A 22,237-nucleotide genomic window follows, 5' to 3' on the forward strand; every position below is an offset into this window, starting at 1 on the left:
CAGCGGGCCTCAGAGGTCCGTCGTGCCCTCGGCGACGAGCACCGCCGGCCCCGTCAGCAGGACCCGGTCGTCGACGGTCCACTCCACGTGGAGGGTGCCGCCCGGCACGTCGACGCGGTACGTCGTCCCGCGGGGCGCGTCGTCGAGCAGCGCCGCCGCGACGGCCACGGCACAGGCGCCGGTGCCGCAGGAGCGCGTCTCCCCGGACCCCCGCTCGTGCACGCGCATCGCCACGTGCCGCGGCCCGCGGCGCACCACGAACTCGACGTTGACGCCGTCGGGGTAGACCGCCGGGTCGTGGCGCGGCGGCGCGAGGAGGTCCCCGGCGTCGTCGAGGTCGTCGACGAAGGCGACCGCGTGCGGGTTGCCCATCGAGACGTGGTGCGCCGCCCACGTGCGATCGCCGACGGACACCGCGGTCTCGCCGAGGAGGGCGGGCGCGCCCATGTCGGCGGTGAAGCCGGTCCCGGCCCGGTCGAGCACCTTGGTGCCGGCGCGGGTGCCGACCTCGATCGGGAACGGCTCGCCCTCGTGCTCGTGCAGGTAGCGCGCGAAGACCCGGACGCCGTTGCCGCACATCTCGCTGGTCGACCCGTCGGAGTTGCGGTAGTCCATGAACCACCCGCCGTCGCGCCGCACCGCGCGCAGCACCCCGTCGCCGCCGATGCCCGCGCGACGGTCGCAGAGCGCGCGCACCCGCTCCGCGGCCATCTCGCCGTCCGCGTCGCCGTGGACCGAGCCGTCGGGGTCGGGCAGGACGACGAAGTCGTTCTCGGTGCCGTGGCCCTTGAGGAAGCGGTAGCTCACCGATCCAGTGTGGCAGGCGGCGCGAGCTCGTCCGGGCTCAGCGGCGGCGCTTGACCACCTTCGCCGAGCCGCCGCCACGCCGGGTGGGCTCGGCGACCGCCGTCATGCGGCCGCGTCGACCGAACTCGATCGCCGTCGCTGCCCCGATCTCGGCCGCGCTGGTGAACGCGTCTCCCGCCGGCACCAGCCGGTGGCCGAGCGCGGTCAGCGCGGGACCGTAGGCGGTGATGAACTCGGGCTCGGCCGTCGTGTTGGCGGTGTTGCGCTGCGTCGCGCGCGGCGCGGCGATCGCCTCCTGGACGGTCATGCCGAGGTCGATGCGGTTGACGATCATCTGCAGGACCGTCGTGATGATGGTCGAGCCGCCCGGCGAGCCGAGCGCGAGGAACGGCTTGCCGTTCCTGAGCACGATCGTCGGGGACATCGAGCTGCGGGGCCGCTTGCCCGGCTGGATGCGGTTGGGGTCGGCGGGGTCGTAGACCGTCGAGAAGTCGGTGAGCTCGTTGTTCAGCAGGAAGCCGTGCCGCGGCACGACCTGGCCGGAGCCGCCGGTCTGCTCGATGGTGAGGGTGTACTCCACGACGTTGCCCCACCTGTCGGCGACGGTCAGGTTGGTGGTGGAGATGTTCTCGGTGTCGGCGTCGGTGACCCCGTCGGCCTTCGTGGGCGAGCACACGCCGTCGTACGACGTCACGTCGCCGGCGGGGACGGGCTTGGTGGCGGCGCGGGTCGGGTTCAGCAGGCAGGCGCGCTCGGCGGCGTAGCGGTCGTCGAGCAGCCGCCTGACCGGGACGTCGACGAAGGCGGGGTCGCCGACGTACTTGCCGCGGTCGGCGAAGGCGAGCGCGCTGGCCTCGAGGTAGTGGTGGAGCGCCTGCTCCGCGGTCATGCTGGACAGGTCGTAGCGCTCGAGGATGTTGAGCGCCTCACCGACGGTGGTGCCGCCCGACGACGACGGGGCCATGCCGTAGACGTCGTAGCCGCGGTAGTCGACGCGGGTGGGCCGCTGCACCAGCACCTCGTAGGTCTTGAGGTCGCGGCGGCTCAGGTAGCCGGGCGGGACGGGGAGCTCGGTGTTGGCGGTGGTCCGCGGGTGGCGGACGACGTCGACCATGAGCTTGGCGAGCTCGCCGCGGTAGAAGTAGGAGAGTCCCTTGCGACCCAGGCGGGTGTAGGTGCGCGCCAGCTGGCGGTTGCGGAAGACCGAGCCGACCGCGGGCGCGTCGCCCCCGCGCAGGAACAGCTTGCGCGTCGCCTTGAAGGCGCGGAACCTGGTCTCGTTGTCGAGGGTCTGCTGGCGGAAGGTCTCGTCGACGACGAAGCCGCGCGTGGCGACCTTGATCGCCGGGCGGAGCGCCTCGGCCAGGCTCAGCGTGCCCCACTTGTCGAGCGCGCGCTCCCACGTGGCCGGGGTGCCGGGCGTGCCCACGGAGACGCCGCTGGTGACCAGCTCGGGGGTGAAGTTGTACGGCCTGCCCGTCGCCGGGTCGATGAAGGCGTCGTTGGGCATCCGCTTCGGCGCGGTCTCGCGGCCGTCGATCGTGCGCACCTTGCCGCTCTTGGCGTTGTAGTAGACGAAGTAGCCGCCGCCGCCGATGCCGGCGCTGTAGGGCTCCGTCACGCCGAGGGTGGCCGCGGCGGCGACCGCCGCGTCGACGGCGTTCCCGCCGGCCTTCAGCACCTTGAGCGCGGCGGCGCTGGCCTCGGGGTCGACCGTGCTGACGGCACCCCCCTTGCCGATCGCCGTCGGCACCTTGGCGGTCGGGCGGGGCTCCGCCCCGTCCGGGGCCCGTCCGGTCGCGCCGGCGGGCATCGCGACGACGAGTCCGGCGAGCAGGCCGGTCGCGGTCGCAGCGGCAAGAGACGTACGGACGTGCATGGGAGCCTCCCCGGAGTCGGTCTGTTCCACCTTGCTCCTCGGCCGCCCCGTTGTCCACGCCCTCACGGGCGAGCGCCCCCGGGGGCGGGCGTCACCGCACGACGGTGTAGCGCCCGCACATGAAGTCGCGGTTGCGCGCGACCTCCTCGAGCCGGAGCTCGACGTGGCGGGGCAGCACCGGCGCCCCGCTGCCGATGAAGACCGGGGCGTACTGGATCCACACCTCGTCGAGCAGCCCGGCGTCGTGGAGCTGGCCCACGAGGTCGCCCCCGCCGACCACCCAGACGTCCTTGCCACCGGCCGCCTCCGTCATCTCGGCGTGCACGCGGCGTACGTCGTCGCGGTCGAAGCGCACGCTCGGCGGCGCCTCGGGGAACGTGCGGTGCGTCATCACCCAGGTCGGCAGCGGACCCCACGGCTCCTCGTCGTGGTCGAGGATCCACTGCCAGGTCGTCGCGCCCATGACGCACGCCCCGAGCCGCTCGCGGAACGCCGGGTAGCCCATCGGGCCGTCCTGGTCGATGTCGCGCGAGGTCAGCCAGTCGAGCGAGTGGTCGTCGGTCGCGAGAAAGCCGTCGAGGGTGCAGCCGGTGTAGTAGATCGTCGCCATGGCGCCAGCCTCGCACCGGCGTCGGGCCGGCCGCCCGACCGGAATTGCGCTCCTCCGACGGGCTCGGGTCAGCCGTCGGCGTCCGTGGTCACGAGGCGCTCGACCGCCGCCACCGCCTTCGCGACGCGGTCGGGGTCGTCGTGCGCGACCCACACGATCCGCGGGTCCTTGCGGAACCAGGCGTCCTGCCGCCGCGCGAATCGGCGCGTCGCCACGGTGGTCTGCTCGATCGCCTCGGCGAGCGTCCGGTCGCCGGCCAGGAAGCCGGCCACCTCGCGGTAGCCGATCGCCCGGGAGGCGGTGCGACCCTCCGCCAGGCCTCGGGCCAGCAGCCCCTCGACCTCCTCGACGAAGCCGCTCGCGAACATCTCCTCCACCCGACGCGCGATGCGCGCGTCGAGGGTCGGCCGGTCGATGTCGACGCCGACCTGCACGGTCAGCGGGTCGACGTACTCCAGGCGGGGGAGGCTGGCGCTGAACGGCCGGCCGGTCAGCGCGACCACCTCCAGGGCGCGGACCACGCGCCGGCCGTTGTCGGGGAGGATCTGCGCGGCTGCCTCCGGGTCGACGCCCGCGAGGCGCTCGTGGAGCGCGTGGCTGCCGACCCGCTCGAGCTCCGCCTCGAGCTCGCGGCGCAGGGAGTCGTCGGTGCCGGGGAACTCGAAGCGGTCGAGGATCGCGCGGGTGTAGAGCGCGGAACCGCCCACCAGCACCGGCACGGCCCCGCGGCCCCGCACGTCGGCGACGACCTCGCGGGCCCAGCCCTGGAAGAGCGCGACCGTGGCCGGCTCGGTCACCTCGAGCACGTCGAGGAGGTGGTGCGCGATGCCGCGTCGCTCGGCCTCGGGGAGCTTGGCCGTGCCGACGTCCATGCCGCGGTAGACCTGCATGGCGTCGGTGTTGACGACCTCTCCTCCGAGCCGCTCGGCCAGGTCGAGGCTCAAGGCGGTCTTGCCCGACGCCGTCGCACCCACGACGGCGACGACAGGACGAGGCATGCCCCGATTGTCGCAGCGTGGCTACGCTCGATCGCAGCCGGAGTGCCCACCCGCCGGGTGGGCCGGCGCCATCGCGAGGAGGACCCGTTGAGCTTCCTGGACAAGGCCCGGGCGAGGATCACCGAGGTCGTCGACCAGCACGGCGACAAGATCGCCGAGGGCATCGACAAGGCCGGCGCGTTCGCCAACGAGCGGACCGGCGGCAAGCACGCCGACACGATCGAGAAGGCCACCGGCAAGGCGCGCGACGCGCTGGACTCGCTCGACGGCAGGGACGACGACGTCCCGCCCCCGCCCCCGCGCTGACCGGCCCTTAGGTTGGGACGGGTGACCGACCGCTTCGCCCTCGTGCCCGCCTCCTACGTCTACCTGCTGCGTGACGGAGCGGGCGGCACGGAGGTGCTCCTGCAGCAGCGGGGCCCGGTCCCGTACATGCCGGGGCACTGGGCCGCCGCGGCCGCGGGGCACGTCGAGCGCGGCGAGACGGCGTACGACGCCGCGCGCCGCGAGGCGGTCGAGGAGCTCGGCATCACCGGGGTCGACCTCGAGTTCGTCCTCACCATGCAGCGCAGCCAGTTCGGCCCGGCGATCGAGGAGCGGGTGGACTGGTTCTTCACCGCTCGGTCGTGGGTCGGCGAGCCGCGGATCGTGGAGACGGAGAAGGCCTCCGCGCTCGGCTGGTTCCCGCTCGACGCGCTGCCGGAGCCGATGGTGCCGCACGAGGCGCACGCCCTGGCACACCTGTCCTCCGGGGTCGGCTACCTCGCCTACGGGTGGGACGCCCGCCCGGGCGGGGGTGGCCCCGGCGAGGCGGTCAGGGCAGGATCCGACGACCGACCCAAGGGAGGGAATCGATGACCAACGACGACCTGAGCCCCATGCCGACGCCGTTCACCGAGGAGCCGCAGCTGGCACCCGGCGGCGTCGACGCGCTCGAGGACGACCCGGCCGACAACGGCCTGTCCCGCGACCTCGACCCCGACGACAACCCCGCCGTCGACGACGCCGCCCCCGACGAGATCTCGGAGCCCGACGACAAGTCGCAGGCCCCCGACGGCGACACCTCGCACCAGGAGGTCGGCGAGGCGCCCGGCGAGCCGCGGGCCGGCCAGGAGGCCGAGGACGGGTCGCCGGAGCCGCCCGAGTAGGCGACCCGGCGAGCGTCGTGGAGGATCCGGGTCACCTGGTGGCTCGGATCCTCCACGCTCACGCCGCGTGTGGTCGGGCCTCAGCCGAGGTGCTCGCGCCCGATCCGCTCGCCCAGGTCGACCAGCAGTCGGGCGGGCTCGCGGAGGCACGTCGCGACGTCGGGCTCGAGGTCGGTCAGCGCGTGGGCGGCCGCGAAGCCGGCCCCCGTCACCTGGGCGTCGGTCAGGAGCCGGCGGCCGCAGACCGCGACGACCGGCGCGCCGACCCGGGCGGCCGCGGTCGCCACGCCCACCGGCGCCTTGCCGCGCAGGCTCTGCTCGTCGAGCGAGCCCTCACCGGTGAGGACGAGGTCGGCGCCGCGGACCCGATCGGCGAAGCCCAGCAGGTCGAGCATGAGGTCGATGCCCGGTCGCAGCTCGGCGCCCAGCACCGCCACGAGACCGAACCCCACGCCCCCGGCCGCCCCGGCGCCGGCCTCGTCGCGCCGGTCGGCTCCCGTCGCGAGCGCCACCGCGTCGGCCCAGCGGTCGAGCCGCGCGTCGAGCTCGGCCACCTGGTCGGGGGTCGCGCCCTTCTGCGGCGCGTAGACCGCGGCCGCGCCGTCCGGGCCGGTCAGCGGGTTGTCGACGTCGCACGCCACGACGATCCGCGTCTCCGCGAGCGCCGGGTGCAGGCCGCCGAGGTCCACGCCGTCCGCCGAGATTCCGGCTCCGAGCGCGGCCAGCATCCCGGCTCCGCCGTCGGTGCTGGCGCTGCCGCCGATGCCCACCACCAGCTCGCGGCACCCCGCGTCGAGCGCGGCCGCCACCGCCTCGCCTAGCCCGCGGCTGGTCGCCGTCATGGGCGCGAGGACCCCCTCCGGGAGCCGTGCCAGCCCACAGGCGTCGGCCATCTCGACGACCGCGGTCGTCCCCCGGCGGGCGTACGCCGTCGTCACCGGCTCCCCGGTGGGTCCCGCGACGACCACCTCGACCCGCTCGAACCCGCTGGCGACGGCGGCGTCCAGAGTGCCGTCGCCTCCGTCGGCGACGGGCAGGCACTCGATCCGGGCGTCCGGACGGGCCTTGCTCACGCCGTCGGCGAGGGCCCGCGCCACCTCGTGGGCGGGCAGCGAGCCCTTGAACTTGTCGGGCGCGACCAGCACGCGTGGCTCGCTCATGACGGCGGCGGCCCGGAGGAGTCGCGGACGACGAGCTCGGCGTCCACGTGGCGCCGCCGGGGACGGGTCCCCGGCTTCTTGAGCGCGAGCACCAGCGCCTGCTCCCCCATCTCCCCCATCGGCAGCCGCACGGTGGTGAGCGACGGGGCGAGGTCGCCGGCCACGGCGACGTCGTCGAACCCGGTGACCGACACCTCCCGCGGCACCGAGACCCCGCGCGCCCGGAGCGCGGACAGCACGCCGATGGCCATGTCGTCGTTGAGGGCCAGCACCGCGGTGACGCCCGGGTGCTCGGCCAGGATCTGCTCGGCGGCGGCCTTGCCGCCGGCGCGCGTGAAGTCGGTCTCGACCACCGGCACGGCGGCGAAGTCGAGCCCGGCGTCGGCGAAGGCCTGCTGCAGGCCGGCGAGGCGGTCCGCGACGGTCGTGAGCTGCCGGGAGCCGGCCGCCACGGCGACGCGGCGGTGACCGAGGTCGAGCAGGTGCCGGGCCACGGCGCGGGCGCCCTCCACGTTGTCGGGCAGCACCGCGTCGACCCCGAGGTGGTGGCGGCCGATGACCGCGACCCGTCCGCCCGCGCGGCGGAACGTTTGAAGCTCGGCCTTGGCAGGCGCCTGCAGGCTCGGGTCGACCAGTCCCGAACCGGCGATCACGATCGCCCCGACGCGGTTGGCGATGAGCATGCGCAGCTGCGCGAGCTCCCGCTCGGGGTCACGACCGGTGTGGCAGATCTGCACGGTGAGGCCCTCGCGGGCGCCGACGCCGAGGAGGCCGCTCGCGATCTCGGAGAAGTAGGGGTCGCCGATCTCGTGGACGACCAGGCCGACCGTCCGCGTGGGGCCCCCGGCCAGGCTCCGTGCGTGCACGTTGGCGACGTAGCCGAGGGTGGACGCCACCTCACGCACCCGTTCGGCCACCGTCTCGCTCACGCCGGGGGAGCCCGAGAGGCTGCGCGAGGCGGTGGCGATGGAGACGCCGGCCGCCTCGGCCACGTCCTGCAGGCGCAGGGTGGCCGCCCGCCTGGTGCTCATGGCTCTCCTCGCTGCCGGTCCCGATTAGACGATATGTGACCCTTGCCACACCACCCCGGCTGTGCCTACAGTACCCGAAAGCGCTTACGAAAGCGCTTACGCCGCTGAACACGGCATCGCACACCCCGAGGAGTGACATGTTGGTGAAGACCCCCTACCGCGTGGCCGGACTCGCGCTGGCGTCCTGCCTGGCGCTGACTGCGTGCATGAGCTCGGGCGCCGGCGGCGACTCCGCCGAGGACGGCGACGGCCCGATCAAGATCGGCATCTCGCTGCCGCTGACCGGAGACTTCTCCGAGCCCGGCAAGGGCGTGCAGCGCGGCTACGAGGCGTGGGCCGACTACGTCAACGAGAACGGCGGCCTCCTCGGGCGCGACGTCGAGCTCACCATCCTCGACGACCAGTCCAACGCCGACCGCGTCGCGGCCGACTACGAGAAGCTCATCAACCAGGACGGGGTCGACCTCGTCTTCGGGCCCTTCTCCACCCGCCTGGTGGTCCCGGCCGCGCAGGTGGCCCAGGACTACGGCTTCCTCTTCGTGGAGCCGGCCGGTGCCGCCGAGGAGGTCTTCACCCAGGGCTTCGACAACCTCTTCTACGCCGCCCCGGCCATCGCCGACGACCACTACGACTACCTCGCCGACGCCATCGAGGCGCTCCCGGAGGCCCAGCGCCCCAAGACCGCCGCCTACGCCGCGATGGACGACCCGTTCGCCATGGGCACCGCCTACGGCCTGAAGTCCCGGCTCGAGGAGATGGGCGTGGAGACCGTCGTCGACGAGGTCTACCCGCCCAACACCACCGACTTCGGCTCGATCGCGGCGAAGATCGCCGACAGCAATGCCGACGTCGTCGTGGGCGGCACGCAGTACCAGGACGCCGTCAACATGATCGTGGCGCTGCAGCAGCTCGACTACCAGCCCAAGATGGCCGCCTTCTCCACCGCGCCGACCAACCCGGAGTTCCCCGAGGCGATCGGCAGCAAGACCGAGGGCATCCTCTCCCCCACCGGCTACACGCCCGAGGCGGACTACCCCACCAACCAGGAGTTCGTGGAGTACTACACCGAGCGCAACGGCACGCCGCCGGCCGAGGACGAGGCCAACGCCTGGACCACCGGCCAGGTCGTCGCCGCCGCGGTCGAGGCCGTCGAGTGCGCCAGCCCGGACCCCGAGTGCCAGTCCCAGCTCATCGACTGGCTGCGGGAGAACGAAGTGGAGACCGTGGTCGGCCCGCTGACCTGGGACGAGCAGGGCCGGCCCGAGGGCGCCCACCTCATCCAGCAGTACGTCGACGGCAAGATCCGCATCGTGCTGCCCGAGGAGGCCGCCGAGGCCGAGCTCATCCTCGAGAAGCCGGCCTGGTGACCTCCGCCCGCCGACCAGCGCCCGGCGCCCGACCAGCTCGGGCCACCCGACCCACCGACGCCCCCGACCGTTAGGCCCCTGCCATGTCCCTGCTCCTCCAGAGCCTGGTGCTGGGCGTGCTGCTGGGCGGGCTCTACGCCCTCCTCGCAGCCGGCCTCACCCTCTACTTCGGCGTGATGCGCGTGGTGATGATCGCCCACTCGGCGTTCCTGATCCTCGCCGCCTACCTCGCCTGGTGGTTCACCAGCGAGACCGGCCTCGACCCGCTGCTGTCCCTCGTGCTCACCGTGCCGCTGTTCTTCGCGATGGGCGTGCTCATGCAGCGGGTGCTCATCAGCCGGCTGCGCCCGGCGACACTGACGATGATGTCGGTGCTGCTGACCTTCTCGATCGCCCTGGTGATCGAGGGCATGCTGGGCTTCGCCTTCAGCGGCACCCAGCGCCGCATCCGGCTCGACTACGGCGGCGCGAACTTCGAGGTCTTCGGCGCCAACGTCGCGGTGGTCAAGCTCATCGCCTTCGCCCTCGCCGTCGTCTCGCTCGCCGCGCTCTTCCTGCTCATGAAGAAGACGCAGTTCGGCCAGGCGCTGCGGGCCACGATCCAGCACCCCGAGGCCGCCCGCCTCATCGGCATCAACACCGAGCGGGTCGCGGGCTACGGCTTCGGCCTCGGCCTGGCCACGGCGGCGATCGGCGGCACGGCGCTCGCGCTGGACTCGACGTTCTACCCCTCGCTCCACTGGCACTGGATCGGCCCGCTCATGGCGATCATCGTCGTCGGCGGCCTCGGCAGCATCCCCGGCGCGGCCATCGCGGCGATGGTGCTCGGCATGGGCCAGGCCCTGCTCCAGATCCCCCTGGGCACCACGTGGGCCCAGACGTTCTTCTACATCGCGTTGTTCGCCACCCTCATGGTGCGACCGCAGGGATTCTTCGGAGGTCGTCTTGCCCAGCGCTTCTGACACCGTGTCCACGACCGACCGGCGCTCGCGCGGGTCGGTGGCCCTCAAGGCGGTCGGTCTGCTGGTCCTCGCGGCCGCGGTCCTGTCCTTCCCGTCCGTGGCGGCCAACCCGTTCATCCTCTCGGTGGGCGTGGTGATCATGAGCTACGCCGTCCTGGCGACCTCGTGGAACTTCGTCGGCGGGTTCACCGGCTACATCTCCCTCGGCCACGCGGCGTACTCCGGCCTCGGCGGCTACGCCACCGGCCTGCTGGTCATCCACACCGGGGTCAATCCCTGGCTCGGGATGCTGCTCGCCGGACTGGCCGTCGCCGTGCTCGCGGTCCCGATCGGCATCGCCAGCCTCCGGGTGCGTGGCGCGTCCTTCGTGATCGTCTCGATCGCCCTCGTGCTGATCCTGCTGCTGGTCTTCCAGTCGTGGGGCTCGTTCACCGGTGGCTCCAACGGCCTGCGCGTGCCGCGGCCCTTCGGCCCCGAGGTGCTGCGGCCCGAGCAGCACGAGCGGTTCTTCTACCTCCACGCGGCCCTGCTGGCCGTCGCGCTGCTCACGTGGTGGCTCATCGACCGCTCGCGCTTCGGCATGGGCCTCAAGGCCATCCGCGAGGACGAGGACAAGGCGCAGGCCCTCGGCGTCCCGACGTTCACCTACAAGCTCATCGCGTTCGTGGTGTCGGCGTTCTTCACCGCCCTCGGCGGCGGGTTGTACGCCCTGTGGTTCGGCTTCCTCGACCCGATCTTCCAGTTCTCGATCCTGGTCGGCTCCTACATGGTGCTGATGAGCCTGCTCGGCGGCATCCGCAGCCTGTTCGGACCGTTCCTCGGGGCGGTGATCGTGGGCTACGCCGTGGAGTACTTCAAGAACCAGTACGGCGACACGCAGTTCCACCTCGTCGCCATGGGCCTGCTCCTCGGCCTGGTCGTGCTGTTCATGCCCGACGGGATCATCCCCGCCGCGACGAACCTCGTCGACCGGTTCCGGCCGCAGAAGACGTCGATCCGCGAGGTCACCCAGGCCGAGCTCGCCGAGCAGCGGCGCACGGCCGGCCCGGAGGCCGCCCAGGCCGACCAGCAGGCGCGGACCGACGACGGCACCGACATCCCGACCAGCGACAGCACCGTCACCGAAGGAGCCCGCTCATGACCGCCACCGCGGACGCCGCCCCGGCCCAGCAGACCGCGAGCCTGGCGACCGTCGGCCTGACGAAGAGGTTCGGCGGCGTCACCGCCGTCGACGGCGCGTCGGTGACCTTCCACCACGGCAAGGTCAACGCGCTGATCGGCCCCAACGGCTCGGGCAAGACGACGTTCTTCAACTGCGTCACCGGGATGATCAAGCCCGACGAGGGCACGGTGAGCTATCGCGGGGCCGACATCACGGGCAAGGCGCCGCACCGCATCGCCCGCGCCGGCGTGGGCCGCAGCTTCCAGCTCTGCCGCGTGTTCCCGCGGATGACGGTCATGGAGAACATGCTCGTCGCGGTCCGCTCGACGTCGCTGCGGCGCCAGCTGGCCTCGGCGCGCGACGCCGAGGAGCTCGACCGGGCCCGCGGCCTGCTGGCCCGCGTCGGCATCGAGCACCTCGAGCACTCGCTGGCCCGCGACATCTCCTACGGCCAGCAGAAGCTCCTCGAGCTCGCGGGCGTGCTGATGGCCGACCCCGAGACGATCATGCTCGACGAGCCCGCCGGCGGCGTGAACCCGGCGCTCATCGACCGCATCGCCAACCTGGTGCGCTCGCTCAACGCCGAGGGCAAGACGTTCATCGTCGTGGAGCACAACATGGAGCTGGTCATGGGCCTCTCCGACCACGTCGTGGTCTTCGACCGCGGCCGCCCCATCTGCGAGGGCACCCCGACGGTCGTGCAGAGCGACCCCCGAGTCCTGGAGGCCTACCTTGGCATCTGACACCACTCCCCGCGCCTCCGAGCAGTACCTCCTCGAGCTCGACGACGTCGAGGCCGGCTACGGCCGGGCGGCGCTCGTGCTCCGCGGGCTCACCGTCAAGGTCCCGCCGGCCACCGTCGTGTGCCTCGTCGGTCCCAACGGCGCCGGCAAGTCCACGGTCCTCAAGGTCGCCAGCGGCATGCTCACCCCGCGCTCGGGCACCATCCGCGTCGCCGGCAAGGACGTCACGAAGAACTCGCCGCAGCAGATGCTCGCCGCCGGGCTCTCGCACGTCCTGCAGGGCCACAGCGTGTTCAAGGAGATGACGGTCGAGGAGAACGTCCGGCTGGGCGCCTACTCCGTCAAGGACAAGGGCGAGGTCAACGACCGCATCGACTTCGTCAAGACGCTGTTCCCCGTCGTCGCCGACCGGTGGAACGCGCTCGCCGGAGCGCTCTCCGGCGGCCAGCAGAAGCAGGTCGAGTTCGCCCGGTCGCTGATGGTCAGCCCCCAGGTCGTGCTGCTCGACGAGCCGTCCATGGGGCTCGACCCCAAGGCCACCGGCACGGTCTTCGAGCAGGTCGTGCGGATGCGCGACGCCGGCACCGCCGTGCTGCTGGTCGAGCAGAACGCCCGCCGGGCGCTGGAGACGGCCGACCTCGGCTGCGTGCTCGACCTCGGCCGCGTCCACATCTCCGGCCCGGCCGACGAGCTGCTGCGCGACCCGCAGCTCGCCGAGCTCTACCTCGGCGGCCGGCCCGCCGCCTCCCCCGCCACCTGACGTACGCCCACCCGACGACCTCGATCGTGAGGACCCACCATGCCCGACTCCACCACCCGCATCCTGATGAACGGCGTCACCGGCCGCATGGGCTACCGCCAGCACCTGCTGCGCTCCATCCTGGCCATCCGTGACGACGGCGGGATCCCGCTCCCCGACGGCACCCGCCTGCAGGTGGAGCCGGTGCTCCTCGGTCGCAACGCCGACAAGCTCGCCCGGCTCGCCGACCAGCACGGCATCGCCGACTGGTCCACCGACCTCGACACCGTCCTCGCCGAGGACCCGGCGCCGGTCTACTTCGACGCCCAGGTCACCAGCGAGCGCAAGAAGGCGATCCTCAAGGCCGCCGCCGCGGGCAAGCACGTCTACACCGAGAAGCCGATCGCCGAGACCGTCGCCGAGGGCCAGGAGCTGGTCGACGCGGCGGAGAAGAGCGGCATCATCAACGGCGTCGTGCACGACAAGCTCTACCTGCCGGGGCTGATGAAGCTCAAGCGGCTGGTGGACTCCGGCTTCTTCGGGCGGATCCTCTCGGTGCGCGGCGAGTTCGGCTACTGGGTCTTCGAGGGCGACTACCTGCCCGCGCAGCGCCCGAGCTGGAACTACCGCGCCGAGGACGGCGGCGGGATGGTCCTCGACATGTTCTGCCACTGGAACTACGTCCTGGAGAACCTCTTCGGCGCCGTGGAGGCGGTCACCGCCAAGGCGGTGACCCACATCCCGGAGCGCTGGGACGAGAACGGCGAGCGCTACGACGCCACCGCCGACGACGCGGCGTACGCCATCTTCGAGCTGGCCGGCGGCGTCATCGCCCAGGTCAACTCCTCCTGGGCGGTGCGCGTCGAGCGCAAGGAGCTCGTCGAGTTCCAGGTCGACGGCACCCACGGATCGGCGGTCGCCGGGCTGTTCAACTGCCGCATCCAGCCTCGCGAGGCCACGCCGATGCCGGTCTGGAACCCCGACCTGCCGACCACCGAGGACTTCCGCGGCCAGTGGCGCGAGATCCCCGACAACCAGCAGTTCGGCAACGGCTTCCGCGCCCAGTGGGAGCAGTACCTGCTCGACGTCCACCACGGCCGCCCCCACCGCTACGACTTCGCCGCCGGCGTGCGGGGCCTCGAGCTGGTCGACGCCGGTCTCACGTCCTCCCGCGAGGGCCGGCGGGTGACCCTGCGATGAGCCCGACCTCGGTGGACGTGCCCCTCGCCGACGGCGGGTGGGAGACGGTCACCCTCCACGAGCCGCGCCAGTGGAAGGACCACCCGCGCCCCTACGAGCAGCGGGTCGCCTTCGCCGCCGCCCACGTCGTGGCCGACCCGCGCGGCGAGAACGTCCCCGGCGCCCCCGCCGTGGTCGACTGGGAGTCGACGCTGGCCTTCCGCCGTGAGCTGTTCCGCTACGGCTTCGGCGTCGCGGAGGCGATGGACACCGCGCAGCGCAACATGGGGCTCGACTGGCCGGCCGTGCAGGAGCTCGTCCGGCGCAGCGCGCAGCAGGCGCAGGAGTACGACGCCCGCATCGCGTCGGGCGCCGGCACCGACCACGCTCCCGCCGCGGCCACCCTCGAGGAGGTCCGGGCCGCCTACGAGGAGCAGGTCGCCTTCGTGGAGTCCACCGGCTCCCAGGTGATCCTCATGGCCTCGCGCCAGCTGGCCGCCGTCGCCGCCGGACCCGACGACTACCTGGCGGTCTACTCCCGGCTGCTCGAGCAGGTGCGCGAGCCGGTCATCCTGCACTGGCTCGGCGAGGCGTTCGACCCGCAGCTGCGCGGCTACTGGGGCTCGAGCGACGTCGACGCCGCCACGGCGACCTTCCTCGACCTGGTGCGGGAGCACGCCGACAAGGTCGACGGGGTCAAGGTCTCCCTGCTCTCCGCCGAGCACGAGACCGGGCTGCGCGCCGCCCTGCCCGAGGGCGTGCGCCTCTACACCGGCGACGACTTCAACTACCCCGAGCTCATCCGCGGCGACGGCACGCACCACTCCGACGCCCTGCTCGGCGCGTTCGCGGCCGTCGCCCCGGCCGCCTCCGCCGCGCTCACCGCGCTCGACGAGGGCGACCTCGACGCCTACGACGCCGAGATGGCGCCGACGCTGCCGCTCTCGCGGCACGTCTTCGAGGCCCCGACCTACCACTACAAGACCGGCATCGCGTTCCTGTCGTGGCTGTGCGGCCACCAGCCGGGCTTCACCATGGTCGGCGGCCTGCAGTCGGCGCGCAGCGCGGTGCACCTCGGCCGGCTCTTCGCGCTCGCCGACGAGGCACGGCTGCTCCCCGACCCCGAGGTCGCCGCGCACCGGATGCGCGTGTGGCTCGACGGAGCGGGACTCGCCCGATGACCACCGTCGACGTGGCCCTCGACGTCCCCTCCGGCGCACCGGCGCGGGTCGAGACGCCGGCGCCCGGCGACCCCCGGCTCGCGCGCCTCTCGCTCAACCAGAAGACGGTGGACGGGTGGGGCCTGCGCGAGGTGATCGACGGCTGCGTCGCCGCCGGGCTGCCGGCCATCGGCGCCTGGCGCGAGCCGGTCGCCGAGGTCGGTCTCGCGACCGCGGCTCGATGGGTCTCCGACGCCGGCCTCCGCGTCTCGTCGGTGTGCCGCGGCGGGTTCTTCACCGGCGCCGGCGACCTCTCCCGGGCCGAGCGCCACGACGACAACCGGCGGGCCCTCGACGAGGCGGCGGCCCTGGGCGCCCCCTGCCTGGTGCTCGTCCCCGGCGGCCTCCCGGCCGGCGACCGAGACCTGCCCGCGGCGCGGGCCCGTGCCGCCGAGGCCATCGAGGCCCTCGTGCCGCACGCGCTCGAGGTCGGGGTGCGGCTCGCGATCGAGCCGATGCATCCGATCTTCGCCGCCGACCGCGGCGTCGTCTCCACCCTCGCGCAGGCCCTCGACATCGCCGAGCCGCTGCCCGCCGAGGCGGTCGGCGTCGTCGTCGACACCTTCCACGTGTGGTGGGAGCCCGGGGTCGAGGAGCAGATCGCCCGCGCCGGCGCGCGCATCGCGTCGTACCAGGTGTGCGAGTGGATCACCCCGCTGCCGCCCGACGCGCTGCTCTCGCGCGGGATGATGGGCGACGGGCACATCGACTTCGCCCGCCTGACCTCCCTCGTCGCAGCCGCCGGCTACACCGGCGACGTCGAGGTGGAGATCTTCAACGCCGACGTGTGGGCCGCCGACGGCCGCGACGTCGTGGACACGCTCGCGCGGCGCTACGTCGAGCTCGTGGAGCCGCACCTGTAGACACCCACCCTCCAACCCCGAAAGGCACGTGGACCATGCACCGCAGAAGGATCACCACCGCCCTGGTCGCGAGCGCGGCCCTGGCCGGGCCCGCCGCCGTCGCAGCGCCCGCCCCGTCCGCACCGGACGACGTCCGCACCACGCGGGTGGTCGCCCCGGCGACACCGCAGCACTGGGACCCCCTCACCGACGACCTGTGGTCCTTCGAGGGCAACCAGGTGGTCCTCACCCGCCCCGGGACCAACCCGAACGACGGCGTGCGGAGGCCCTTCGAGTACGCCGTCGTGACGAAGGGGCCGCGGCTCTCCGACGTCAGCGTCGAGGCCGAGGTCCGGCTCGACGAGTCCGTCGCCGTCAGCAACCGCGACGTCGTCGTCATCTGGAACTACCAGGGCCCCAGGCGCTTCTACTACGCGCACTTCTCGCAGGACAACACCATCTACCCCCACAACGGCATCTTCGTCGTCGACAACGCCGACCGGCGCCGCATCGACGACCAGTGGACCGGGTCGGTGGGCGCACCGCCCGCCGTCACCGACGCCGACTGGCACGACGTGCGCGTCGACTACGACGCCGGCTCCGGCGAGATCGCGGTGTACGTCGACGACGCGGCCGAGCCGCTCATGACGGCCACCGACACGACGTTCAGCGGGGGCCGCGTGGGATTCGGCTCCTTCGACAACTTCGGCCGCACCCGCCACTTCCGCGCGACCGGCACCCCCGTCGAGGGCACGACGTCGTGACCTCCCCCTGATCCCCGTCGGCCCCCCGGCCGCGCCGGGGAGCCGACGGAGGCTGCCACGGGCCCCGGCAGAGGAAGACCGCGGCAGCAGTTGTCTCCAACCACTTCAACAGTAGGGACACCCCATGCGAAAGACACGCTGGTGGGTCGCCGCCGTCTCCACGTCAGTGGCGGCCGCAGCCCTTTCCCCCGTCGCGCTCCCCGCCACGGCCGGCGGGGCCGGATCGGGGTCGGTAGCACCTCCGATCCCGCCCGACCCCTCCCCCTCCACGCTCGGGCTCGTGCTCGAGGAGTACGCGCAGCTGCCCGCGTCGACCCCCAACGGCCCGTGGACCGACGTCCGCATCGGCACCCGGCACAACCGGATCAACCACATCGGCGAGCTGCCCGACGGCTCGGGCCGGCTCTACGTCCCGGACCTCAACGGCAACCTGTACTTCCTCGAGGACCGCGAGCCGTCGGTCTACCTCGACGTGAAGGCGCGGTTCCCGGAGTTCCTGGCCTGGCGCGGCCTCGGCTCGGGCTTCGGCTTCGTGGCCTTCCACCCCGAGTTCGAGGACAACGGGAAGTTCTACACCACCCACACCGAGAACCCGACGGCTCCGGGCGCGCAGACCTACCCGGGCCAGCCGCTGCGCTCCGGCGGCGTCCAGAGCGTCGTCACCGAGTGGACCGCCGACGACCCCTCGGCCGACACCTTCACCGGCAGCAGCCGCGAGCTGTTCCGCTACCGCTTCGCCAGCCAGATCCACGCCATCCAGCAGATCGACTTCAACCCCACGGCGAAGCCGGGCGACGACGACTACGGCCTGCTCTACCTCGCCGTCGGCGACGGCGGCTACGGCGTGGAGACCGACCTCCCGCAGCAGCTGGCCGACCCCTCCGGCAAGATCCTGCGGATCGACCCGGCCGGGACGGACGCCCCCAACGGTCGCTACGGCATCCCCGACAGCAACCCGTGGGTCGGTGAGCCGGGCGCGCTCGGCGAGATCTGGGCCATCGGCATGCGCGACCCGCACCGGTTCAGCTGGGACGTGGCGGGCAAGCACGACATGTTCCTCGGCCACATCGGCCAGCGGGCCATCGAGGCCGTCTACGAGGTCGACGCCGGCGACGACTTCGGGTGGCCCGACGTCGAGTCGCGCCTGGACTACCAGAACGACACCCAGTGCCGCCTCGACCCGATGACCGCGGAGCAGGCCGCCAAGGGCTACGACTTCCCGGTCGCGTCCTACGCCCACGAGACCCCGGCGAACTGGAGCTGCAACGCCGACTCCGGCCACGCCATCTCCGGCGGCCACGTCCACCGGGGCCACCTGCCCGGCCTCAAGGGCAAGTACGTCTTCGGCGACCTCGTGAAGGGCGAGGTCTACTACGCCACGGCGGCGCACATGCGCGACGACTCCGAGCGCGAGGCCGAGGTCCACGAGCTGCAGCTCTACGACGCCTCGGGCACCCGCATGCGGATGTCGGACTTCGTCGGCGACGGCCGGGTCGACCTCCGCTTCGGCACCGACTCCGAGCGCAACCTCTACCTGCTCGCCAAGGCCAACGGCATGATCTGGAAGGTCAGCGACACCGTGCGGGCCCCGGTCGAGAAGGACATCGAGCCCGCCCTGGCGGACGACGTCGTGGCGGCGTACGACTTCGAGCACCCCTTCGCCGCGAACGACTCCTATGAGGTCGACCAGGGGCCCAGCCGCACCCTCATCCGGCTGGTCAACGGCGGCGACCGGATGCGCGTCGACGACGGCGCCTACCCCGGCTCCAACAACGCCCTGCAGGTGCACAGCGCCGCCGAGTCGCCGACCGGCACCGCCTGGAAGGCCGGCGTCTACGAGTCCGACGCCGACGGCGTCGCCTCGCTGTCGCGGTTCAGCAACGCCGACGGCACGACCGTGATGGGCTGGTTCAAGATGACCGGCCAGAACCCGACGCCCGGCTACAACGCGATCGGCCTCGCCGGCGTGCTCGCCGGCAACTCCGACGGGCACGGCGTCCGAGCCCTCCTCGAGCTGATCCAGGTCAACGGCGAGCTCAAGCTCGTCGCCCTGGGCCGGCGCCTCGACAACGGCAGCTCGTGGACGTACGCCGCCTCGCAGCCGTGGCAGGAGCTGCTCCCGCAGGGCGAGTGGGTGCACCTGGCGGCGACGTTCGACTTCGACGACGGCTCGATGGCGCTCTACCGCAACGGCAAGGCGGTGGACGGCTTCTACACCGCCACCAACGACCCGTGGAAGGTCGACGGCACCGGGACGTCGGCGACCAACCCCCGCGGCATCAAGATCGGTGGCTCGTTCCCGCAGAACGGCACCGAGCGCAACCCGTGCAACTGCCGCATGGACGACCTGGTGTTCCTCGACGACGTGGCGTCCGCGTCCGAGGTGGCGCGGCAGTACCGCCGGTACCTGCGCTGATCACGCACTGATCACGCACTGATCACCCACTGGGCAGGGGCCCGGTCGCCGAGAGGCGGCCGGGCCCTTCGTCGTGCCGGCGGACGACGTGGAGGATCCGGGTCACCTGGTGACCCGGATCCTCCGCGTCGTCGTCCAGAGTCCGGCCTCAGCCGCAGACCGGCGCCGGCGGGAGCGGCGCAGGCACCCCGATCGAGGGCATCCCGAGCCCCACCGAGGCGGACGGCGAGGCGGGCGCCGACGTACGCCGCTCCCACGCGTCGCCGGCGCGCGTGCGGCGCACGGACCTGATCGCGCCGTCGGCGACGAGGTGGTGCGGGGCGGCGTAGGTGATGTCGACGGTCACCATGTCGCCGGGGCGCACCGAGTCGGCGTCGACGCCGGAGAAGTCGGCGGCGAAGTGGACCAGCCGGTTGTCGCGGGCGCGGCCGGACAGCCGCTTGGTCGCGACGTCCTTGCGGCCCTCGCCCTCGGCGACCATCAGCTCGACGGTGCGACCCACGAGGGCCTTGTTCTCCGCCCAGGAGATCTCCTCGACGACCTCGACGAGTCGCTGGTAGCGGTCCTTCACGACCGCCGGGTCGACCTGGTCCTCCAGCGCGGCCGCCGGGGTGCCGGGGCGCTTGGAGTACTGGAAGGTGAACGCGGCCGAGAACCGGGCGGCCCGGACCACGTCGAGCGTGGCCTGGAAGTCCTCCTCGGTCTCACCGGGGAAGCCGACGATGATGTCGGTGGTGATCGCGGCGTCCGGGATGGCGGCACGGACCCGCTCGATGATGCCGAGGTACTTCGACCGGCGGTAGGACCGGCGCATCGCGCGCAGCACCGAGTCCGATCCCGACTGCAGCGGCATGTGCAGCGACGGCATCACGTTGGGCGTCTGGGCCATCGCCTCGATGACGTCGTCGGTGAACTCGGCCGGGTGCGGCGAGGTGAAGCGCACCCGCTCGAGGCCCTCGATGTCTCCGCAGGCGCGCAGCAGCTTCGAGAACGCCTGGCGGTCGCCGAACTCGACGCCGTAGGCGTTGACGTTCTGGCCGAGCAGGGTCACCTCCGTGACGCCCTCGGCGACGAGCGCCTCGACCTCGGCGAGCACCTCACCGGGCCGGCGGTCCTTCTCCTTGCCGCGCAGCGAGGGGACGATGCAGAACGTGCAGGTGTTGTTGCACCCGACCGAGATCGACACCCAGGCGGCGTACGCCGACTCCCGCTTGGTCGGCAGCGTGGAGGGGAAGACCGACAGCGACTCGAGGATCTCGACCTGCGCCTCCTCCTGGACGCGTGCCCGCTCGAGCAGGACCGGCAGCGAGCCGATGTTGTGGGTGCCGAAGACGACGTCGACCCACGGCGCGCGCCGGGTGATCGTCTCCCGGTCCTTCTGCGCCAGGCACCCGCCGACAGCGACCTGCATGCCCGGCTTCTGCGCCTTGACCGGGGCGAGGTGGCCGAGGTTGCCGTAGAGCTTGTTGTCGGCGTTCTCCCGCACCGCGCAGGTGTTGAAGACGACGACGTCGGCCTGCGCGTCGTCGGCGGCCCGGACATAGCCCGCGTCCTCGAGCAGGCCGCTCAGCCGCTCGGAGTCGTGGACGTTCATCTGGCACCCGTGGGTCCTGACCTCGTAGGTGCGCGCAGGGGTCTCGACGGCAGTGTTCATGACCGGTCAAGGGTACGGCGGTCCGCGGGGTCGCCCGAATCGCACGTCGTCGGCGCTCACGGGCAGCCGCCGCACGTGGGGCTGTCGGACGGACACTCGCCTGGCCCGATCGGGCCATCCGGGTAACTCGTTGAGGTGGTTGTTCCTCACAAGTCCCACGGCTGCGCCTCGAACAACTCAAGATCTCCTCAGACATCCACAAATGGGTAACGTCGCGTGCCGCGGAATCCGCGGCGGGTCCCCTGGGACCATCCACGAGGAGGACGGACCGTGCAGCTCGACAGCGTGGTTGATGGCCGGGCGGGACAGGCGGGGAACCGCATCGCGCTGCTCGTGGCGGTTGTTACCGTCCTGTTGTTCAGCGGTGTGCCCCAGGGCCACGCCGCGGACGGTCCCGCGGGCCGCGAGCGCGGCGCTCGCACCGCGGTCACCGCCACCCTCGCCTCGCTGCCCCCGATCGTCGCGCCGGGGACCACGCCCCAGGCACCGAGCTCGACCGGCAGCCTGCTGGCGACCTTCGCCCCAGCGGCCCCCGGCCGGCGGGTCGTGCTGGAGAGGAGGACCGGGCGCGGCTGGCGGGCCGTCGCAACCACGACCGAGGACGCCTGGGGCTCCGCTGCGTTCTCCCCCGGCGCCGGCACCTACCGCGCCCGCGCCGTCCGCGCCGGCCACACCTGGACGACCCGCGCGGTCACGACCTCGGCCTGGACGCCCGAGTTCGAGGACACCTTCTCCGGCTCGTCCCTCGACGCGTCGGTGTGGAACGACCAGCGCCGCGAGCACGAGAGCGTCTACGCCCCGCGCACGTGCGCCCGGGTGGACGCGGCCGCCCGTCGCGTCGAGGGCGGCGTGCTGCACCTCGGCGTCGCCGCGGACCCGCAGCGCCTCGGCAGCCCGTGCAGCTACACCAGCCGGGGCACGAGCGGCACCAGCCCGTACCTGCTCAACAGCCAGGTGGCCACGGAGCACACCCGCGCCTTCCGCCACGGCATCGTCGCCGCCCGGATCAAGCCGCAGCGAGCCAAGGGGATGCACTCCGGCTTCTGGCTGCTGCCGCAGGGCACGACGTACGTCGACGGCGTGCCGGCCGGCGGCACCGAGATCGACGTCATGGAGTTCTTCGGCGAGAACGGCCGCGGCAACGAGACCATCGGCTCGCACGTGCACTACTACGAGGCGGGCTGGGACAAGGTGAGCCTGGGCGACCTGTTCCCGGCCGCGCGCCGCTCGCTCGACGGCCGCTCGTGGTGGCAGGAGTTCCACGTCTTCTCGGTCGAGTGGACCCCCCGCGAGTACGTCTTCCGCATCGACGGCCGCGAGTACTACCGGGAGACGAAGGCCGTCTCGCAGGTCCCGCAGTACCTCGTGCTGTCCAACCTCACCTCCGACTACGAGCTCGACGACCTCTCCCCCGACGAGCTCGGCGACACCGCCCAGGTCGACTGGGTGCGGGTCTTCGACGCGACGTCGCGCCAGACCTCCCGGGTCACCCAGGGCCGCAGGACCTCCTGACCCCGGCTCGGGCGCGCGACCGGAGCACCCCACGCCTAGGCTCG

21 protein-coding genes are annotated in these 22,237 nt (G+C 72.7%); 14 read left to right on the plus strand and 7 right to left on the minus strand.

What is annotated here, in order from left to right:
• Window positions 1-9 precede the first annotated feature (9 nt).
• The 4 genes from dapF to miaA all read right to left on the minus strand — a co-directional run bounded on the left by dapF (window position 10) and on the right by miaA (window position 4,294).
• Entirely contained in the window at window positions 10-807 is a 798-nt protein-coding gene (gene dapF / locus J3P38_RS05480; protein WP_210502912.1) for a diaminopimelate epimerase, read from the minus strand.
• 37 nt (window positions 808-844) lie between these two features.
• Window positions 845-2,686, minus strand: a complete 1,842-nt coding sequence (gene ggt / locus J3P38_RS05485) for a gamma-glutamyltransferase (protein WP_210502913.1) — start codon at window positions 2,684-2,686, stop codon at window positions 845-847.
• Window positions 2,687-2,777: 91 nt separating this feature from the next.
• Window positions 2,778-3,296 (minus strand): dihydrofolate reductase family protein, encoded by a 519-nt coding sequence (locus J3P38_RS05490; protein ID WP_210438829.1) that lies wholly within the window; start codon window positions 3,294-3,296, stop codon window positions 2,778-2,780.
• A gap of 68 nt (window positions 3,297-3,364) precedes the next feature.
• Window positions 3,365-4,294 (minus strand): tRNA (adenosine(37)-N6)-dimethylallyltransferase MiaA, encoded by a 930-nt coding sequence (gene miaA, locus J3P38_RS05495; RefSeq protein WP_210502914.1) that lies wholly within the window; start codon window positions 4,292-4,294, stop codon window positions 3,365-3,367.
• 87 nt (window positions 4,295-4,381) lie between these two features.
• On the opposite strand from miaA, the gene J3P38_RS05500 reads away from it, so the two are divergent.
• Genes J3P38_RS05500 through J3P38_RS05510 form a run of 3 tightly spaced genes read left to right on the plus strand, consistent with a single transcriptional unit; the run spans window position 4,382 to window position 5,442 of the window.
• Window positions 4,382-4,600: an antitoxin gene (locus J3P38_RS05500; protein WP_210502915.1), complete on the plus strand. Its 219-nt coding sequence runs from the start codon at window positions 4,382-4,384 to the stop codon at window positions 4,598-4,600.
• 21 nt (window positions 4,601-4,621) lie between these two features.
• Window positions 4,622-5,152: an NUDIX domain-containing protein gene (locus tag J3P38_RS05505; protein ID WP_210438831.1), complete on the plus strand. Its 531-nt coding sequence runs from the start codon at window positions 4,622-4,624 to the stop codon at window positions 5,150-5,152.
• Entirely contained in the window at window positions 5,149-5,442 is a 294-nt protein-coding gene (locus tag J3P38_RS05510; protein ID WP_210438832.1) for a hypothetical protein, read from the plus strand. Before J3P38_RS05505 ends, J3P38_RS05510 begins: the two co-directional genes overlap by 4 nt.
• Before the next feature lie 80 nt (window positions 5,443-5,522).
• Here the strand turns inward: J3P38_RS05510 and J3P38_RS05515 are convergent, their stop codons facing one another.
• Together J3P38_RS05515 and J3P38_RS05520 are read right to left on the minus strand one after the other, a co-directional pair.
• Window positions 5,523-6,602 carry a glycerate kinase gene (locus tag J3P38_RS05515; RefSeq protein WP_210438833.1) on the minus strand — a complete coding sequence of 360 codons (1,080 nt, stop codon included), beginning with the start codon at window positions 6,600-6,602 and terminating at the stop codon, window positions 5,523-5,525.
• A complete protein-coding gene (locus J3P38_RS05520; protein ID WP_210438834.1) occupies window positions 6,599-7,633 on the minus strand; it encodes a LacI family DNA-binding transcriptional regulator in 1,035 nt (344 codons plus the stop codon). Before J3P38_RS05520 ends, J3P38_RS05515 begins: the two co-directional genes overlap by 4 nt.
• A 137-nt stretch (window positions 7,634-7,770) precedes the next feature.
• Here J3P38_RS05520 and J3P38_RS05525 point away from each other — a divergent pair, with 137 nt between their 5' ends.
• From J3P38_RS05525 to J3P38_RS05570, 10 genes are all read left to right on the plus strand, one after another.
• Window positions 7,771-9,000, plus strand: coding sequence for an amino acid ABC transporter substrate-binding protein (locus J3P38_RS05525; protein WP_210438835.1), 1,230 nt, complete (start codon window positions 7,771-7,773; stop codon window positions 8,998-9,000).
• A gap of 83 nt (window positions 9,001-9,083) precedes the next feature.
• Entirely contained in the window at window positions 9,084-9,962 is an 879-nt protein-coding gene (locus J3P38_RS05530; protein WP_210438836.1) for a branched-chain amino acid ABC transporter permease, read from the plus strand.
• A gap of 4 nt (window positions 9,963-9,966) precedes the next feature.
• The gene (locus tag J3P38_RS05535) at window positions 9,967-11,103 is read left to right on the plus strand and encodes a branched-chain amino acid ABC transporter permease (protein WP_307807737.1); all 1,137 of its coding nucleotides are present in this window, start codon (window positions 9,967-9,969) and stop codon (window positions 11,101-11,103) included.
• Entirely contained in the window at window positions 11,100-11,867 is a 768-nt protein-coding gene (locus J3P38_RS05540; RefSeq protein WP_210438837.1) for an ABC transporter ATP-binding protein, read from the plus strand. Before J3P38_RS05535 ends, J3P38_RS05540 begins: the two co-directional genes overlap by 4 nt.
• Window positions 11,857-12,627, plus strand: coding sequence for an ABC transporter ATP-binding protein (locus J3P38_RS05545; RefSeq protein ID WP_210438838.1), 771 nt, complete (start codon window positions 11,857-11,859; stop codon window positions 12,625-12,627). Before J3P38_RS05540 ends, J3P38_RS05545 begins: the two co-directional genes overlap by 11 nt.
• Window positions 12,628-12,666: 39 nt before the next feature.
• Window positions 12,667-13,806: a Gfo/Idh/MocA family protein gene (locus J3P38_RS05550; RefSeq protein WP_210438839.1), complete on the plus strand. Its 1,140-nt coding sequence runs from the start codon at window positions 12,667-12,669 to the stop codon at window positions 13,804-13,806.
• Window positions 13,803-14,966, plus strand: coding sequence for a dihydrodipicolinate synthase family protein (locus J3P38_RS05555; RefSeq protein WP_210502916.1), 1,164 nt, complete (start codon window positions 13,803-13,805; stop codon window positions 14,964-14,966). The genes J3P38_RS05550 and J3P38_RS05555 overlap by 4 nt, the downstream gene beginning before the upstream one ends.
• Window positions 14,963-15,868 carry a sugar phosphate isomerase/epimerase family protein gene (locus J3P38_RS05560; protein WP_210438841.1) on the plus strand — a complete coding sequence of 302 codons (906 nt, stop codon included), beginning with the start codon at window positions 14,963-14,965 and terminating at the stop codon, window positions 15,866-15,868. Before J3P38_RS05555 ends, J3P38_RS05560 begins: the two co-directional genes overlap by 4 nt.
• A 35-nt stretch (window positions 15,869-15,903) precedes the next feature.
• Complete coding sequence (locus tag J3P38_RS05565) at window positions 15,904-16,611, plus strand: hypothetical protein (RefSeq protein WP_210502917.1); 708 nt, start codon at window positions 15,904-15,906, stop codon at window positions 16,609-16,611.
• A 124-nt stretch (window positions 16,612-16,735) separates the two neighbouring features.
• Window positions 16,736-19,027 (plus strand): PQQ-dependent sugar dehydrogenase, encoded by a 2,292-nt coding sequence (locus tag J3P38_RS05570; RefSeq protein WP_210502918.1) that lies wholly within the window; start codon window positions 16,736-16,738, stop codon window positions 19,025-19,027.
• Window positions 19,028-19,175: 148 nt separating this feature from the next.
• Here J3P38_RS05570 and miaB read toward each other — a convergent pair whose 3' ends face one another.
• Window positions 19,176-20,681: a tRNA (N6-isopentenyl adenosine(37)-C2)-methylthiotransferase MiaB gene (gene miaB, locus J3P38_RS05575; protein ID WP_210502919.1), complete on the minus strand. Its 1,506-nt coding sequence runs from the start codon at window positions 20,679-20,681 to the stop codon at window positions 19,176-19,178.
• A gap of 270 nt (window positions 20,682-20,951) precedes the next feature.
• On the opposite strand from miaB, the gene J3P38_RS05580 reads away from it, so the two are divergent.
• Window positions 20,952-22,193, plus strand: a complete 1,242-nt coding sequence (locus J3P38_RS05580) for a glycoside hydrolase family 16 protein (RefSeq protein ID WP_210502920.1) — start codon at window positions 20,952-20,954, stop codon at window positions 22,191-22,193.
• Window positions 22,194-22,237: the final 44 nt, after the last annotated feature.

The organism is Nocardioides xinjiangensis, assembly GCF_017916455.1.
Taxonomy (GTDB): Bacteria; Actinomycetota; Actinomycetes; order Propionibacteriales; family Nocardioidaceae; genus Nocardioides; species Nocardioides xinjiangensis.